Annotated in this window: 14 protein-coding genes; 9 read left to right on the forward strand and 5 right to left on the reverse strand. The window is 73.4% G+C overall.

The window, feature by feature from the left end; all coding sequences use genetic code 11:
• Window positions 1-41 precede the first annotated feature (41 nt).
• From ACWEPX_RS11690 to ACWEPX_RS11700, 3 genes are read left to right on the forward strand one after another with little or no spacing between them, the layout of a single operon-like run.
• Window positions 42-545: an Lrp/AsnC family transcriptional regulator gene (locus ACWEPX_RS11690; RefSeq protein ID WP_451897070.1), complete on the forward strand. Its 504-nt coding sequence runs from the start codon at window positions 42-44 to the stop codon at window positions 543-545.
• Window positions 542-940: a cupin domain-containing protein gene (locus ACWEPX_RS11695; RefSeq protein ID WP_451897071.1), complete on the forward strand. Its 399-nt coding sequence runs from the start codon at window positions 542-544 to the stop codon at window positions 938-940. The genes ACWEPX_RS11690 and ACWEPX_RS11695 overlap by 4 nt, the downstream gene beginning before the upstream one ends.
• A 2-nt stretch (window positions 941-942) precedes the next feature.
• On the forward strand, window positions 943-1,902 hold the full coding sequence (locus ACWEPX_RS11700) for an NADPH:quinone reductase (protein WP_451897072.1): 960 nt from the start codon (window positions 943-945) through the stop codon (window positions 1,900-1,902).
• Here the strand turns inward: ACWEPX_RS11700 and ACWEPX_RS11705 are convergent.
• Entirely contained in the window at window positions 1,873-2,541 is a 669-nt protein-coding gene (locus tag ACWEPX_RS11705; RefSeq protein ID WP_451897073.1) for a response regulator transcription factor, read from the reverse strand. The genes ACWEPX_RS11700 and ACWEPX_RS11705 overlap by 30 nt on opposite strands.
• Window positions 2,538-3,329 carry a sensor histidine kinase gene (locus ACWEPX_RS11710; protein ID WP_451897074.1) on the reverse strand — a complete coding sequence of 264 codons (792 nt, stop codon included), beginning with the start codon at window positions 3,327-3,329 and terminating at the stop codon, window positions 2,538-2,540. The genes ACWEPX_RS11705 and ACWEPX_RS11710 overlap by 4 nt, the downstream gene beginning before the upstream one ends.
• 131 nt (window positions 3,330-3,460) lie before the next feature.
• On the opposite strand from ACWEPX_RS11710, the gene ACWEPX_RS11715 reads away from it, so the two are divergent.
• Together ACWEPX_RS11715 and ACWEPX_RS11720 are read left to right on the forward strand one after the other, a co-directional pair.
• On the forward strand, window positions 3,461-4,159 hold the full coding sequence (locus ACWEPX_RS11715; protein WP_451897075.1) for an ABC transporter ATP-binding protein: 699 nt from the start codon (window positions 3,461-3,463) through the stop codon (window positions 4,157-4,159).
• On the forward strand, window positions 4,156-6,447 hold the full coding sequence (locus ACWEPX_RS11720; protein ID WP_451897076.1) for an ABC transporter permease: 2,292 nt from the start codon (window positions 4,156-4,158) through the stop codon (window positions 6,445-6,447). Before ACWEPX_RS11715 ends, ACWEPX_RS11720 begins: the two co-directional genes overlap by 4 nt.
• 17 nt (window positions 6,448-6,464) lie before the next feature.
• Here the strand turns inward: ACWEPX_RS11720 and ACWEPX_RS11725 are convergent, their stop codons facing one another.
• A complete protein-coding gene (locus tag ACWEPX_RS11725) occupies window positions 6,465-7,763 on the reverse strand; it encodes an NlpC/P60 family protein (RefSeq protein ID WP_451897077.1) in 1,299 nt (432 codons plus the stop codon).
• A 208-nt stretch (window positions 7,764-7,971) separates the two neighbouring features.
• Between ACWEPX_RS11725 and ACWEPX_RS11730 the strand changes: the two genes are divergently transcribed.
• The 3 genes from ACWEPX_RS11730 to ACWEPX_RS11740 all read left to right on the forward strand — a co-directional run bounded on the left by ACWEPX_RS11730 (window position 7,972) and on the right by ACWEPX_RS11740 (window position 12,901).
• Complete coding sequence (locus tag ACWEPX_RS11730; protein ID WP_451897078.1) at window positions 7,972-8,421, forward strand: hypothetical protein; 450 nt, start codon at window positions 7,972-7,974, stop codon at window positions 8,419-8,421.
• Window positions 8,418-9,890: a flagellar basal body protein FliL gene (locus ACWEPX_RS11735; protein WP_451897079.1), complete on the forward strand. Its 1,473-nt coding sequence runs from the start codon at window positions 8,418-8,420 to the stop codon at window positions 9,888-9,890. The genes ACWEPX_RS11730 and ACWEPX_RS11735 overlap by 4 nt, the downstream gene beginning before the upstream one ends.
• 209 nt (window positions 9,891-10,099) lie before the next feature.
• Entirely contained in the window at window positions 10,100-12,901 is a 2,802-nt protein-coding gene (locus ACWEPX_RS11740) for an aconitate hydratase (protein ID WP_451897080.1), read from the forward strand.
• Window positions 12,902-12,958: 57 nt separating this feature from the next.
• On the opposite strand, the gene ACWEPX_RS11745 is transcribed toward ACWEPX_RS11740, so the two are convergent.
• Complete coding sequence (locus tag ACWEPX_RS11745; protein ID WP_451897081.1) at window positions 12,959-15,067, reverse strand: ATP-binding protein; 2,109 nt, start codon at window positions 15,065-15,067, stop codon at window positions 12,959-12,961.
• Window positions 15,068-15,111: 44 nt separating this feature from the next.
• Window positions 15,112-15,909: an SDR family oxidoreductase gene (locus tag ACWEPX_RS11750; protein ID WP_451897082.1), complete on the reverse strand. Its 798-nt coding sequence runs from the start codon at window positions 15,907-15,909 to the stop codon at window positions 15,112-15,114.
• 62 nt (window positions 15,910-15,971) lie between these two features.
• Between ACWEPX_RS11750 and ACWEPX_RS11755 the strand changes: the two genes are divergently transcribed.
• The coding region (locus ACWEPX_RS11755; RefSeq protein ID WP_451897083.1) for a hypothetical protein at window positions 15,972-16,213 on the forward strand (242 nt) is incomplete at its 3' end.

Genomic DNA, 16,213 nt, shown 5'->3' on the forward strand with positions numbered 1-16,213 from the left:
CCTTGTGGCTTACGTTCGCCAGCCCTATAGTGCCGATCGACATGGCAAATGACAAGGAGATTCGCCTCGACGAGACGGACGTGGCGATCCTGCGGTACCTCGCCGACGACGCCCGGCTCTCCCAGCGCGCCATCGCCCGCGCCGTCGGCATGTCCCCGCCCGCGGTCGCCGACCGCATCGCCCGGCTGGAGTCCATCGGGGTGATCGAGGGCTACCGCGCGCGGATCAACTGCACCCTGCTGGGCCGCGCCCTCACCGTGGTCGTGGGCATCGCCTCCGAGCGCAGCGACAACCAACGCGAGCTGGCCCAGCAGGTGGTGGAGATCCCCGAGGTGGAGAGCGTCGACCTGGTGACCGGCGCGGTCGACCTGCAGGTGCGGCTGCGGGTGCGCGACCAGGCCCACTTCAACGAGGTCTACTTCGACCGCCTGCTCGCCCTGCCCGGCATCCGGCACACCGAGACCGCGCTGGTGCTCTACGCCTTCACCCCCGACAACTTCGCCGACCGCGTCCTGACCAGCCTCACCCCACCGGAGGAACCGTGACCGAGCACTTCAGCAGCGAGGCGAAGGGCACGCCGACCGCGCCCGGCCGCTTCGTGACCGTGGCCGACCTCGACCCGGTCGAGTTCGTCGAGGGCCTGGCCTTCCGCCCGGTGCTCGGGCAGAGCGCGATGGCCAACTTCGTCACCTTCGAGCCGAACACGACCGCGCCGCTGCACGTCCACGAGGAGGAGCAGATCACCATCGTGGTCGACGGCGAGTTCGAGTTCACCCTCGACGGCGAGACCCGCACCATGCGCGCGGGCGACGTCGCCGTGATCCCGCCGTGGGTGCCGCACGGCGCGCGCACCCTCGACACGACCTGCCAGCAGATCGACGTGTTCACCCCGCCGCGCACCTCCCTGCTCGACCACGCCCGCAAGCAGGCCGAGAGCTGACGATGCGCGCGATCCAGGTCAGCCGGTTCGGCGGGGAGGACGTGCTCGACCTCGCCGAACTCCCGGTGCCGGAACCGGCGGCCGGTCAGGTGCGCGTGCGCCTGCGCGCCGCCGGGGTGAACCCCGCCGACACCTACATCCGCACCGGCCAGTACGCCTTCTTCACCCCGCCGCTGCCCTACACCCCCGGCTTCGACGGCGCGGGCGTGGTCGACGCGGTGGGGCCGGGTGTGACGTCGCTGGCGGTGGGCGAGCGCGTGTTCGTCAGCGCGCTGGGCCGCTCCACCGGGACCTACGCCGAGCACGTGGTCGCCGACGAGCCGGACGTGCAGCCGCTGCCGGACTCGCTGTCCTTCGCCCAGGGCGCGGCCGTCGGCGTGCCGTGCGCGACGGCGTGGCGGGCGCTGTTCCAGCGGGCGGCGCTGCAACCCGGGGAGACCGTGCTCATCCACGGGGCCAGCGGCGGCGTCGGCATCCCGGCGACGCAGCTGGCCCGCGACGCCGGGGCCACCGTCATCGGCACCGCGGGCACCCGGGCGGGCGCGGACCTGGTGCTGGCCGCGGGCGCCCACCACGTCCTCGACCACACCTGCTCCGGCTACCTCGACCAGCTCGCCGCGCTCGCCCCGACGGTGGTCATCGAGATGCTCGCCGACGTGAACCTGGCCCACGACCTGGAGATCATCGGCCCGCGCGGGCGCATCGTCGTGGTGGGCAGCCGGGGCAGCCTGGACTTCACCCCGCGGCTGACGATGCGCAAGGAGGCCACGATCCTGGGCACCGCGCTGTGGAACGCCACGCCGGAGGAGTCCGCGGCGGCGCTGCGGGCGGTCGGCGCGAAGCTGCGCTCGGGCACCGTGCACCCCATCGTCGGCACCGAGCTGCCCCTCGACGCCGCCCAGGAGGCCCACCGGCGCATCCTGGCCCCGGGCTCACTGGGGAAGCTCGTGCTGACCATGTGACGGCCGCACCAGGCCGGTCTCGTAGGCCACGACGACGGCCTGGGCGCGGTCGCGCAGGTCCAGCTTGGCGAAGATGCGGGCCACGTGGGTCTTCACCGTCGCCTCGCTGAGGGTCAGCTCCTCGGCCAGCTCGGCGTTGGAGCGGCCGCGGCCCAGCAGCGCCAGCACCTCCCGCTCGCGCGGGGTCAGCACGCCCAGCTCGGCGGGCACGGCCGGGGCGTCGGCCGCGGCGAAGCGCTCGACGAGGCGGCGGGTGATCGACGGGGCCAGCAGCGCGTCCCCGGTGTTGACCAGCCGGACGGCGGCGACGAGGTGCTCGGGGGTGACGTCCTTGAGCAGGAAGCCGCTGGCGCCCGCGGCGAGGGCGGCGTAGACGTAGCGGTCGAGGTCGAAGGTGGTCAGCATGAGCACCCGGCAGCGCGGGGACTCGGCGAGCACGCGGCGGGTCGCGGCCAGGCCGTCGAGGTTGGGCATGCGGATGTCCATCAGGACCACGTCCGGGCGCTGCTCGCGGACCACCGACACCGCCTCGACGCCGTCGCCCGCCTCGCCCACCACGTCGATGCCGCCGGAGGTCAGGATCATCCGGAAGCCGGTGCGCACCAGCGCCTGGTCGTCGGCGATCACCACCCGGGTCACGGCCGCTCCAGCGGGATGCGCGCGCGGACCCGGAACCCGCCGCCGAGCCTGCGCCGGGCGTCGAGGTCGCCGCCGAAGACGCGCACCCGCTGGCGCAGGCCCAGCAGGCCGCGGCCCTCGTCGGATTCCGGCCGGGCCGCGCCGCCGCCGGTCAGCGCGCTCGGCCCGGTGTTGAGCACCTCGACCCGCAGCGAGCTGTCGGAGTAGCGCACCAGCACCTCGGCCCTGGTCGCGCCGTCGCCGTGCTTGAGGGCGTTGGTCAGCGCCTCCTGGATGATCCGGTAGGCGGTCAGGTCCACCCCGGAGGGCAGCGGGCGCGGCTCGCCGGACACCCGCACCTCCACCGGCAGCCCGGCGAAGGCGATCCGGTCGACCAGCGGGCCCAGGCCAGCCAGCCCCGGCTGCGGCGACAGGTCGGCGGGCTCGGAGCCGTCGGCGGGCGGGGCGAGCACGCCCAGCAGGTGGCGCAGCTCGGTCATGGTGTCGCGGCCCGCGGCCTCCACGGCCAGCAGCGCGGTCGCGGCCTGCTCCGGCTCGGCGGCCAGCACGCGGCGGGCCGCGCCCGCCTGCACGAGCATCACGCTGACGTTGTGGCTGACGATGTCGTGCAGCTCCCGGGCGATGCGCGCCCGCTCGGCGTCGACGGCCGCGCGCGCCGCGCTCTCCCGCTCGCGCTCCAGCAGCCAGCCGCGCTCCCCCATCGCGGCGGCGAAGGCGCGGCGCGCCTGCCCGAGCCGGACCGCCAGCACGGCGGCGACCAGCACGGCAGCGGCGGCCACGACCCACATGGGCACCACCCTGCCACGGCCGCGGCGGGCAGGCGTCACCCTGGGTCGTACATCCCGGGGATGACCCCTGCGCGGGGTTACCTCCGCCGACCGATGCCCCCGACCGGCCCGCCGAACCAGGATTGCCCACCGTGACCAGTGATGACAGCGCAGTCGTGGTGCTGACCGACGTGCGCAAGGAGTACAGCGACTCCGTCGCCTTGGACGGGGTCTCGCTGCAGATCCGCGCCGGGGAGGCGGTGGCGGTGATGGGGCCCTCCGGCAGCGGCAAGTCCACGCTGCTGAACATGGTGGCCGGGCTGGACCGGCCGACCTCGGGGTCGGTCGTGGTCAACGGCGAGGACCTGGGCCGGATGTCGGAGACCGGGCTGGCGCTGTACCGCCGACGCCGGATCGGGATGATCTTCCAGTTCTTCAACCTGCTCGACGACCTGCCCGCGCTGGACAACGTGGCCCTGGCCGCGCAGCTGACCGGCACCCCCGCGGCGCAGGCCCGCAGGCGGGCGCTGGAGCTGCTGGACGAGCTGGGCATCGCGGGCAGGCGCAACATCTACCCGGCCCAGCTCAGCGGCGGCGAGCGCCAGCGGGTGGCCGTCGCCCGGGCGCTGATGAACCGCCCGGCCCTGCTGCTGGCCGACGAGCCGACCGGGGCGCTGGACAGCCGCTCGGGCGAGCAGGTGATGGACCTGCTGCTCGACCTCAACCAGATCGGCCAGACCCTGCTGCTGGTCACCCACGACCGGTCGCTGGCCACCCGCTGCGCCACCCGCCTGGTCGAGGTCGTCGACGGGCGCATCGCCCGCGAGTCGACCCTGGAGCGCGCGCGATGAGCGCGGTGTGGCGGGTCGCCAGGGGGGCCGCCCGGCGGCGCCGGTTGCAGACCGCGGTGATCGGGGTGGTGGTGGGGGTCTCCACCGCGACCATCGTGCTCGCGCTGGCGCTGCTGGTGGCGGCCTCCGGGCCGTTCGACCGGGCGCACGCCCAGCAGGCGGGCGCCCACGTGGTGGCCGTGTACGACGCGGGCGCGAAGGACCGGCTGGCCGGGGACGCGGCGGGGGTGGCGGCGGCAGCCGGGCCGTTCGACCAGACCACCGTCAACGCCGCGCTCTTCGCTGGCCTGGTCCGGCCGCTGGCCGTGGTGGGCCGGGCCGACCCGGGCGGGCCGGTGGACCGGCTGACGGTGTGGGCGGGCCGGTGGGCGTCGGCCCCCGGGGAGATCGTGCTCAACCTGAACCCGGGGTCCGGCGGGCCCAGGCAGGTGGGCGACCGGCTGGACGTGCCGGGTCAGGCGGGCTTCCGCGTCGTCGGGTTCGCGTACTCGGTCAGCCGGTCGGCCGACGCCTGGGTCACGCCCGAGCAGTTGACCGCGCTGGGCCCGAACGCCGCGCAGATGCTCTACCGGTTCACCAGCGCGGGCACCGAGGCCGAGATCGATTCGGCCTTCGCCGCCGTGAGCGCCGGGCTGCCGGTGCTGGGCTCGCAGTCCTACCTGACGATCAAGCAGGAGGTCACGGCCGAGACGGGCATCTTCGTCCCGCTGCTGGTCGTCTTCGGCGTGCTCGGCGTCGCGGTCGCGGTGCTGATCGTCGCCAACGTGATCAGCGGCGCGGTCGTCGCCGGGTACCGGCACATCGGCGTGCTCAAGGCGCTGGGCTTCACCGCCAACCAGGTGCTGGCCGTCTACCTGCTCATGGTCGCCGTTCCGTCGATCGCCGGGTGCCTGCTCGGCGGGGTGCTGGGCAACGCCGCCGCGGTGCCGCTGCTGTCCGAGGCGTTCGAGGGCTTCGGCACCACCGAGATCGGTGTGCCGATCTGGGTGGACGTCGTGGCGGTGCTGGGCATGCCCGCCGTGGTCGTGGTGACGGCCCTGCTCTCAGCGCTGCGGGCGCGCTGGCTCTCCGCGGCCGAGGCGATCAGCGCGGGCAGCGCGCCGCGGGTCGGGCGGGCGCTGCGGGTGCAGCGGCTGCTCAGCGGCGCCCGGCTGCCGCGCTCGGTCAGCCTCGGCCTCGGCGTGCCGTTCACCCGCCCGGGGCGCACCGCGCTGACCCTGGCCGCCGTCATCCTGGGCGTGATGACCGTGACGCTGGCGGCGGGGGTGACCCGGTCCGTCGTCGCCTACCGGACGGCGGTCGAACCGCCGACGGAGAACCGGGTCGAGCTGCTGGCCGCGCCGCCGCCGCGGTCGCGGCCGGGCAGCGAGCAGGTCCAGGCGCACCTGTCCGACGCCGACGACGAGGCGGTGCTGCGCGCCCTGCCCGACACCGCGGCCCTGGCCGCGCAGGCGCGACTGCCGGTCGGGGTGGTCGGCGGGGACGGCGCGGAGATCATCCTCCACCGCGGCGACCAGGCGCTCGCGCCGGTCGTGCTGCGCGGGCACTGGCCCGCAGGCCCCGGGGAGGTCGCCGCGCCGTCGCGGTTCCTCAACCAGCGCGGGCTCGACCTCGGCGACACCATCACCGCGGAGGCGGAGGGCGTCCGGGCCCAGCTGCGGATCGTCGGCGTGGTGCTGACCAACCCGGCCGACGAGATCTTCGCCTCGTGGGCCGCGGTCGACCAGCTCACCCCGGGCATCCGCGCCCAGTCCTACCTGCTCGACCTGCGCCCGGGCGCGGACCGCCAGGCCGTGCTGGCCGCCGTGGCCGCAGCCGACCCCGGGCTGGTGGCGGTGCCCCCGGACGAGGGCGGCTCCGAGCAGGCGGTGGTGCTCATCGGCTTCGCCACCCTGATGACGCTGGTGCTGGCCGCCGTCTCCGCGCTCGGGGTGTTCAACACCGTCGTCCTCAACAGCCGCGAACGCCGCCGCGACCTGGGGATGCTCAAGTCGATCGGGATGACCCCGCGCCAGGTCACGGTCATGATGGTGACCTCGATGGGCGCCCTCGGCGCGGTCGGCGGGCTGATCGGGCTCCCGCTCGGCGTGCTGGCCCACGCCCTGGTCGGCCCGGCCATGATGCGCGCCGCCCAGGCCGACGTGCTCGACCTGGTCATGGACGTCTACCCGGCGCCGATGCTCGTCCTGCTCGCCGTGGCGGGCGTGGCCATCGCGGTGCTGGGGGCCTACCTCCCGGCCCGGGCCGCCGCGCGCACGACCATCGCGGCGGTCCTGCACAACGAGTAGCCGCAGAACGAGTAGCGCTACAGCAGCCGGACCGCGTACGGCTCGATGCCGCCCCAGCGGACCGGGGCCACGCGGACCCGGGAGCCGCTGTAGGGGGCCTCGACCATCTGCCCGTCGCCGAGGTAGAGGGCGACGTGGTGGATGCGGCCGCCGGTCGACCAGAAGAGCATGTCGCCCGCGCGCATGGCCGACAGGGCGACCTTGCGCCCGTAGGTCGCCTGGTAGCCGGAGTAGTGCGGCAGGGTGATCCCCACGCCCGCGAAGGCGTAGATCATCAGGCCGGAGCAGTCGAAGCCGACCTTGTTGTAGTCGCCGTGGGCGTCCGCGACACCGCCGTCGCGGATGCCCAGGGTCGGGCCGTAGGCGTTGCCGCCGCCCCAGGCGTAGGGCACGCCGAGCTGGGACAGGGCCCGGTCGATGACCACCTGCACCGACCGGCCCGACGGCTGGCCCGGCGACGGGCTCGGCGGCTGGTTGCCGGGCCTGCCGCTGGTCACGGCGGGCGCGGGCCGGGGGCGGTTCGCCGCGGCCTCCTCCCGCCGCTTGGCCGCCAGCCACTCGTCGTAGCGCTGCCGCTGGGCCTCCAGGCCGCCGACCTTGGCCTGGGCGGCCACCAGCTGGCGCTCGTAGTCGGCCCGGGCGGCCTCCAGCTCGGCGGTCTTGGCCGCGGCGTCGCGGCGGGCCTGCTGGGCGCCCGCCATCGCCGCGTCCGCCGCGGCCTTGGCCTGCTCGGCGTCGGCCTCGGCCTGCTCCGCGGCAGCGAGGGCGGCCCTGGCCAGGGAGTCCTTGTTGGCCTGGACGGTCTGCACCCGCTCCAGCTCGGCCAGCGCGTCCAGGGCGCTGCCGCCCACGGCGTTGAGCAGCTGGGCGCGGGCCAGCAGGTCCTCCGGGCTGGACGCGCCGATGTAGGCGGTGATCGAGCCGACCGTGCTGCCCTGCTTGTAGCTGCCCGCGGCGAAGTCGTCGAGCACCTGCCGGGCCTGCTCCACCGCCCGGGCCGCGCCCTGCGCCTCGCGGGCGGCGGCGTCGGCGTCGGCGCGGGCCCTGCGGGCGGCATCCTGGGCGGTCTGCAGGTCGACCAGGGCCTTGTTGGCGTCCTCCAGCTTCGCCTCGACCTCGGCCTGCAGGTCCATCAGCCGGGCCTCGGCCTGGGCGAGCTGGTTGGTCAGCCGCCCGACCTCACCGGCCTTGTCCCGCGCCGCCTGGCGGCTGGCGTCGATTTCGGACTGGCTCGGGTTGGGCGGCGGCGGTGGGACCGCGACCGCCGTGCCCGCGGTCACGACCACCAGCAGCAGCGCGACTACCACGCCCCGCACGACCCACCTCCCCGCTCCGCGTCCACTGGGGACTCACCGACTGTGCCACTTCGGACACATCCTGACCACTCGCAACAGTGGAAACAAGAGCCGCGCTCATCACTTCTCTCCCACGCACACCGGCAGTAGTCCCCCACCTCGGGCGCCCGCCACCGCCGATCACCCGAAAGTGCTAACGCGGGGCGGTCGGAGGTGGCACCATGTCGCGGTGCTCTCCCCCCGCGTCCTCGTCCCGGTCGGGATCGCCGGGCTGGTGACCGCCGTCGTCGGCATGTGCCTGCCCTGGCTGCGCTCCGGCGCGGTCCTGCGGGACAGCTTCGAGTTCGCAGGCGTGATCCAGACCCTGGGCTTCCTGCGCGGGCAGGCGCTGGAGCGGCTGCTGGTGCTGTGGTACCTGATGATCCCGGCGATGCTGCTCGGCGCGGCCTGCTACCTGCTGGCCCGTCGGGTGGCCGCAACGTTCCTGCTGCTCGTGGCGATAATCATCGGAACCATCGCGGGTGCGGCGCGCGTCGAAGCGGGCAGCGGCCAGGTCGGCATCGCCGAGGTGGGCCCGACGGTCACGGTGATCGGGGCCGCGCTGGTCATGGCAGCGGCGCTGGGCACGCTATTCGGCGGGCGCGGGCGCGCACGCGAGAACGCAGGAGGGGAACGGTGACGTATCCAGGGCAGGGCGGGCAGTGGCCGCCGAACGACCCGTACGGGCAGGGCCAGCCGCAGGGGGGCTACCCGCAGCAGGGGGGCTACCCGGCGCAGCAGCAGCCCGGCTACCCGCAGACGGGACCGCAGCCCCAGCAGGGGTACCCGCAGACCGGTCCGCAGCCCCAGCAGGGCTACCCGCAGACCGGCCCGCAGCCGACCCAGCAGTACGGCTACCAGCAGCAGTACGGCGGGGCGTACGGCTACCCCGAGCCGCCGAAGAAGTCGCGCAAGGGCCTGATCATCGGCGTGGTCGTCGCGGTGGTCCTCGCCGCGGCGGGCGTCGGCGGGGCGGTGTTCTTCCTCAACCGCGGCGGCAGCGTCGCCGCGGGCGCGGAGAGCCCCACCAGCGCGGCGACCAACCTGGTCACCGCCATCGGCCAGGGCGACGTCGCCGGGCTGCTGACCGGGCTGGCCCCGGCCGAGCGCGACCTGATGTCGGCGCTGAACTCCCAGACCACCGAGGAACTGGTGCGCCTGGAGGTCTACAAGCCCGGGGTCGACCCCAACAAGATGACCGGCTTCGAGCTCAAGGCCGAGAACCTCAAGTTCGACGACGCCGCCGCGGAGAAGGTCAACGACCGCATCACCATCACCAAGCTGATCGGCGGCACGGTCACCGTCACCTCGGACATGAGCCAGCTCCCCTACACCGAGGAGTTCATCGAGGCGGCCTTCCCACGCGGGATGAACGCCCGGCCGCAGACCGAGACGGTGGACATCGCCAAGGAGATCGCCGACAACGGCGGCGAGCCCATCCGCATCGCCACGGTCAACGTGGACGGCGAGTGGTACCCGTCGCTGTTCTACACCCTCGCCGACTACGCGCTGCTGGAGGCGAACCTGGAGTGGCCCGCGCAGGCCATCCCGGCCAACGGCGCCGACAGCCCGGGCGAGGCGGTGCGCCAGCTCGCCGACGCGGCCCTGGCCGCCGACCTCGAGCGGGTGATCGAGCTGCTGCCGCCGGACGAGATGGGCGTGCTGCACGACGTGGGCCCGGTGCTGGTGGAGCAGGCGGGCCAGCTCGACCCGGCCCCCGCGCGGATCATCAACCTGACGACCGAGACCGCCGACGTCGACGGCGGCACGAAGGTCCTGCTCAAGGAGCTTGAGGTCGAGACCGAGGGGCAGACCGTCAAGATCACCAAGGACGGCGAGTGCTACGCCGCCGAGGTCCAGGGCGAGCGCCAGCAGATCTGCGCCGACGACCTGGCCGCCGAGATCGGCGGCAGCGGCATGCCGCCCGCGGTCGAGAAGGCGCTGACCGGCCTGGTCAAGGGCATGATGGCCAACACCGGCGTGGTGACCGTCGAGGTCGACGGCAAGTGGTACGTCAGCCCGATCCGGTCGCTGACCGACGTCATGGTGACCGCCCTGCAGAGCCTGGAAGCCGAGGACGTGCGGGCGCTGCTGGAGATGGCGAACTAACCAACTGGCAGGCAGACGGCCCCCGGAGCACGGCTCCGGGGGCCGTCGCGCGTCGTGGATCACACCAGCGGGGCGGCGTGGCGTCTTGAAACCTAATACAGGACAAGCGTACTGTTTGGGCCAGCAGGGGGTTGCTGCGGGCCGCGGCCGGGTACGCGAGACTCACCCCCGTCGATCCGAACCGACATGCGCCGCCACTGGAGTTGGACGTGACTACACCGAGCAAGGACAGCTTCGGCGCCCGCGCCACGCTGAAGGTCGGGGACGCCTCGTACGAGGTCTTCCGGCTGGACGCGGTCAAGGGAGCCGAGCGCCTGCCGTACAGCCTGAAGATCCTGCTGGAGAACCTGCTGCGGACCGAGGACGGGGCGAACATCACCGCCGACCACGTGCGCGCGCTGGCCGAGTGGGACCCGGCCGCCGAGCCGTCGACGGAGATCCAGTTCACCCCCGGCCGGGTGGTCATGCAGGACTTCACCGGCGTGCCCTGCATCGTCGACCTGGCGACCATGCGCGAGGCGGTCACCCAGCTCGGCGGCGACCCCGCCCGGGTGAACCCGCTGGCCCCGGCCGAGCTGGTCATCGACCACTCGGTCATCGCCGACATCTTCGGCCGCCCGGACGCCTTCGAGCGCAACGTCGACCTGGAGTACGAGCGCAACAAGGAGCGCTACCAGTTCCTGCGCTGGGGCCAGACCGCCTTCGACGAGTTCAAGGTCGTCCCGCCGGGCACCGGCATCGTCCACCAGGTCAACATCGAGCACCTGGCGCGCGTGGTCATGGTCCGCAACGGCCAGGCCTACCCGGACACCCTGGTCGGCACCGACTCGCACACCACGATGGTCAACGGCCTGGGCGTGCTGGGCTGGGGCGTGGGCGGCATCGAGGCCGAGGCCGCCATGCTCGGCCAGCCGGTGTCCATGCTCATCCCGCGCGTGGTCGGCTTCAAGCTGCACGGCGAGCTGCCCCCGGGCGCCACCGCCACCGACCTGGTGCTGACGATCACCGAGATGCTGCGCAAGCAGGGCGTGGTCGGCAAGTTCGTGGAGTTCTACGGCTCCGGCGTCGGCGCGGTGCCGCTGGCCAACCGGGCCACCATCGGCAACATGTCCCCGGAGTTCGGCTCCACCGCGGCGATCTTCCCGATCGACGACGAGACCATCGAGTACCTGAAGTTCACCGGCCGCTCGGCCGAGCAGGTCGCGCTGGTCGAGGCGTACGCCAAGGAGCAGGGCCTCTGGCACGACCCGGCCGCCGAGCCGGTCTACTCCGAGACGCTGGAGCTGGACCTGGCCACCGTGGTGCCCTCCATCGCCGGGCCGAAGCGCCCGCAGGACCGCATCGAGCTGACCGACGCCAAGAAGGCCTTCCGCGCCGCGCTGGGCAGCTACGCCACCGCGGGCCCGGAGTCCGGTGTGGACGAGGCGGGCAAGGAGTCCTTCCCCGCCAGCGACTCCCCCGCGGTGTTCGACGGCGACGGCAGCGGCGGCGAGCCCTTCGACTACCACTCGGCCGCGCGCGGCGCGGCGGGCCGCGTCTCCAAGCCCACCAAGGTGACCGTCGACGGCGCGGAGTTCGAGCTGGACCACGGCGCGGTCGCCATCGCGGCGATCACCTCGTGCACCAACACCTCCAACCCGTCGGTGATGATCGGCGCGGCGCTGCTGGCCAAGAAGGCCGTCGAGCGCGGGCTTGAGCGCAAGCCGTGGGTGAAGACCACGCTGGCGCCGGGCTCGAAGGTCGTCATGGACTACTACGAGCGCGCGGGCCTGATGCCGTACCTGGAGAAGCTGGGCTTCCACCTGGTCGGCTACGGCTGCACCACGTGCATCGGCAACTCCGGCCCGCTGCAGGAGGAGATCTCCGCCGCCGTGCAGGAGTCCGACCTGGCGGTCGTGTCGGTGCTGTCGGGCAACCGCAACTTCGAGGGCCGGATCAACCCCGACGTCAAGATGAACTACCTGGCGTCCCCGCCGCTGGTGGTGGCCTACGCGCTGGCCGGGTCGATGGACATCGACATCACCACCGAGCCGCTGGGCACCGGCTCCGACGGGCAGCCGGTGCTGCTGTCGGACATCTGGCCGTCGCCGCAGGAGATCTCCGAGGTCATCGCCTCGGCGATGTCGGCGGAGGGCTTCGCCTCCAGCTACTCCGACGTGTTCGCAGGCGACGAGCGCTGGCAGTCGCTGCCGACGCCGACCGGCAACACCTTCGAGTGGGACCCGGAGTCGACCTACGTGCGCAAGCCCCCGTACTTCGAGGGCATGGGCATGGAGCCCGCCCCGGTCGCCGACATCTCCGGCGCCCGCGTGCTGGCCCTGCTGGGCGACTCGGTGACCACCGACCACATCTCCCCGGCCGGTGCGATCAAGCAGGACTCGCCCGCGGGCAAGTACCTGACCGAGCACGGCGTCGAGCGCAGGGACTTCAACTCCTACGGCTCCCGGCGCGGCAACCACGAGGTGATGATCCGCGGCACCTTCGCCAACATCCGCCTGCGCAACCTGCTCCTGGACGACGTGCAGGGCGGCTACACCCGCGACTTCACCGCGGGCGGCGAGCAGGCGTTCATCTACGACGCGGCCCAGAACTACGCGGCGGCGGGCATCCCGCTGGTCGTGCTCGCTGGCAAGGAGTACGGCTCCGGCTCCTCGCGCGACTGGGCGGCCAAGGGCACCTCGCTGCTGGGCGTGCGCGCGGTCATCGCCGAGTCCTTCGAGCGCATCCACCGCTCGAACCTGATCGGCATGGGCGTGCTCCCCCTCCAGTTCCCGGAGGGCCAGACCGCCGAGTCCCTGGGCCTCGACGGCACCGAGACCTACGACATCGCGGGCATCACCGCCCTCAACGACGGCACGACCCCCCGCACCGTCAAGGTCACGGCCACCAAGTCCGACGGCGCCAAGACCGACTTCGACGCCGTGGTCCGCATCGACACCCCGGGCGAGGCCGACTACTACCGCAACGGCGGCATCATGCAGTACGTCCTGCGGAAGATGGTCAGCAACTAACCGCACGTGCACGACGGGGCCGCTCCCTGCCGGGGGCGGCCCCGCTCGTTTCCCGGCTCAGTCTTCCGCCGCCCTCTCCCCGATGGCGAGCCGCAGGCCCGGAGCGCGGTGATCGCGGAAGTCGTCGTAGATGGCCAGCGCCTTCGCCCAGCAGGCGCGGGCGCGGTTCGGATCACCGTTGCGGCGGTGGGCCCAGCCGAGGGTTTCGAGGGTCGCGGCGACGTCCGGGAGGTACACGTAGTCGCGGGGGATGGCGAGCGCCTCTTCGCACACCGCGATGGCACGGGAGTGGTCGCCGAGGGCCAGCCACACGGTGGCCAGCTGGTTGAGCGTGAAGACCTCCCCCTCGCTGTCGCCCGCGTCCCGCCGCAGGACCAGGCTCCGCCGGGCGTGCTCCAAGGCGTTGCGGTGCTCGCCGAGGCCCGCGTACGCGCTGCTGAGGTTGCAGTGCACGAAGGCCCGCTGCCGTCCGCCGTCGGTTCCCCGGCTCAGGGCGACCGCGGGGAGGAGGATGCGCAGGGCTTCCCGGTGCCGGCCTCGCCGCAGGCACGCCATCCCGATGTCGTTGCGCGCGTAGGCTTCGAGGTAGGGATCGCCCAGCTCCCGGGCGGCGGTCAACGCGGTGCGCAGCTCGCCCACAGCGTCCTCCCACTCCCCCACCTGCAGGCGCGCCCAGCCCGAGCGGTTCAGGAACCAGGCTCGGCTGGCCCGGTCACCGATCCGTTCGGCAGCGGTGATTCCCAGGGAGAGGGCCTCGAACAGCTCATCCCAGAAGGCGTGGTGGTAGAGGTAGGTCTCGACAGCGTGAACCAGGGACACCGCGGAAGCGCATCGGTCGCTCTCACTGGCGTGGCGGAGGGCGGCGAGCACGTTCAGCCGCTCCCCGGCCAACCAGGACAGCGCCTCGACCCGACCCCGCACGGGGATCACCGCCGTCGGTGGGCGGTCGAGGTCGTGGAATCGGTGCACGTAGGCGGGGTACAGCTCGTGGTCCGCTGTTGCCGCCATGTAGGCGTACCAGCGCAGCACCGCGCGCACTCCCTGATCGCGGACGTGCGCCGAGTCGTCCTGGTTCACGCGCTCGACCGCGTATGCGCGGAGCAGGTCGTGGAAGCGGTAGCGGCCGTCGCCCTCCGCCTCAAGCAGGTTCACCTCGACGAGTTCGTCGAGCAGGTTGCGTGCGCGGAGGATCGGTGAGCAGCTGACCGCGGCGGCCGCATGCGGGCCGAACGTCCCGCCGGGGTGCAGGCCGAGCCTGCGGAACAGGGCCGCCTGCTCCTCGGTGAGCTTCCGGTACGACCAGCCGAACACCGCGCGCACCGCAGAGGCTTCGTCGCTCGACGCGCTCAGCGCCGCAAGGCGGTCGCCCTCCATCTCCCCGACCACTGCCGCGACGCTCGTCCCAGGCCGCATCGCGATCCGGCTGCCCGCGATGCGCAGCGCCAAGGGCAGCGAACCGCACTGCCGGGCGAGGGCCCGAACCGCGGCCTCCTCGGTCGCCGCCCGGTGGGGACCGATGGCCGTGCCGAGGAGGTGCACGGCATCCTCCGGCGGCAGCGGACGCAGGGTCAGCCTGCGAGCGCGTTCGCCGACCACCAACCCCGTCAGGCTGTCGCGGCTCGTCACCAGCACCGCGGAGGCCGAGCCGCCGGGCAGCAGCGGCCGCACCTGCTCCGCCGAGTTGGCGTTGTCCAGCACGACCAGCATCTGGCGGTCCGCCATCAGCGACCGGTACAGCGCCGCCCGGGCGCCCGCGTCGACGGGGATCCGCTCCGGGCGCACCCCGAGCGAGCGGATGAAGCCGTCGAGGACCTCGTTCGGCGTCGCCTGCTTGCCCGGTCCGTAACCGCGCAGGTCGGCGTAGAAGGTGCCGTCGGCGTAGCGGTCCTGCACCTGGTGCGCCCAGAACAGCGCCAACGCGGTCTTCCCGACCCCGGGCAGCCCGTCAACGGCGGTGACCACCACCGTCCGGCTCGCTGAGCGCACCATCCCGTCCAGCGCCGCCAGCTGGTCGTGCCTGCCCACGAAGTCCGGTGCGGCCATCGGCAGCTGCCGCGGCACCGGCAGCGGGTCGTTGGCCAGGGTGAGGTTGTGGATCACACCTGCCTGCACGACGGGCCCACCGGCGGAGCCGGCCACCTCGTTGCGGACCTGCGGTTCCGGCATGCCCGCCAGTGTGCCCGACCCGGCCGGTGCGGCGGCAGACTTCGCTACCAGGCTTCGGACACGTAGGTGTCGAAGTCCTTGGGGGCGCGGCCGGTGACGCGGTGGACGGTGTCGGTGGGGATGCCGTCGCCTTGGGATTGGAGGGCGGTGAAGGCGGTGATCTCCTGGTCGAGTTGGGCGGGGGTGAAGCCGAAGGGGGTCATGGCAGCGCGGTAGGCCTCGGGGGTGCCGTCGAAGGTGATGGGGCGGTTGATGGCCTTGCTGATCTTGGCTACGGCTTCGGCGAAGGTGAGGGCGGTGGGGCCGGTGAGGTCGTAGGTGTGGCCGCCGTGGCCGGGGTCGGTGAGGGTGGTGGCGGCGACGGCGGCGATGTCTGCGGCGTCGATGAAGGGGAAGGCGGTGTCGCCGACCGGGACGGCGAGGGCGCCCGCGTCGACGGCGGGGCGGAAGACGCCCTCGTCGAAGTTCTGGGCGAACCAGTCCGGGCGGAGGATGGTCCACTCGGCACCGGAGTCGCGCACCAGGCGTTCGGCCGTGATGAGGCGCTGGTCGTCCATGACCTCGATACCCCGGCTCGACAGCAGGACGATCCGCCGAACACCCTGCTCAACCGCCTGGCGGACGAACGCCGGGTCGACGGGGAGTTCGTGCGGGGCCATCAGGTACATCCCGGACACCCCGGCCAGCACGGGCTCCCACGTGCCCGGCTCGGCCCAGTCGAAGCGCGGCTCGCCGGAACGGGAGGCGGGACGCACGGGCACACCCCGCGCCCGCAGTTCAGCCACGACGCGACGGCCGGTTGAGCCGGTGGCGCCGAGGACGAGGATGTCATTCTTCGCCATGCGCGCAGCAAAGCACGAACCACCGACAACGCGGCCCGCGCTGGGTGGGGTCGGCATGTTGGGTGGAGCGGCTGCGCTGGACGGCCGTCGCCGTCGGGGAGGGGTGGGGGTGGGGTGGGCGGCGGGCGCTCTGGTTCGGCGGATGCCTGCACGTCATCGCCCGCGCCGACGGCCCGGACGGGCGGCTGCCGCGCAGGGCGGGCGGGGGTCGCGGACGGTCGCCACCCCCAACGCCGAGGGCCGGGCGGACACCTGCCGCGCAGGGGGCGGCTGTCGTCGACGGCGGTCACCCGCGCCTCGGGCC

It is taken from the genome of Actinokineospora sp. NPDC004072, assembly GCF_053604195.1.

Excerpts from the sequence above, each read along its gene's own strand:
- ACWEPX_RS11750 (WP_451897082.1), bottom strand. The coding sequence starts at position 15,909 with ATGGCGAAGAATGACATCCTCGTCCTCGGCGCCACCGGCTCAACCGGC.
- ACWEPX_RS11720 (WP_451897076.1), top strand. The coding sequence starts at position 4,156 with ATGAGCGCGGTGTGGCGGGTCGCCAGGGGGGCCGCCCGGCGGCGCCGG.
- ACWEPX_RS11700 (WP_451897072.1), top strand. The coding sequence starts at position 943 with ATGCGCGCGATCCAGGTCAGCCGGTTCGGCGGGGAGGACGTGCTCGAC.
- ACWEPX_RS11710 (WP_451897074.1), bottom strand. The coding sequence starts at position 3,329 with ATGTGGGTCGTGGCCGCCGCTGCCGTGCTGGTCGCCGCCGTGCTGGCG.
- ACWEPX_RS11690 (WP_451897070.1), top strand. The coding sequence starts at position 42 with ATGGCAAATGACAAGGAGATTCGCCTCGACGAGACGGACGTGGCGATC.
- ACWEPX_RS11745 (WP_451897081.1), bottom strand. The coding sequence starts at position 15,067 with ATGCCGGAACCGCAGGTCCGCAACGAGGTGGCCGGCTCCGCCGGTGGG.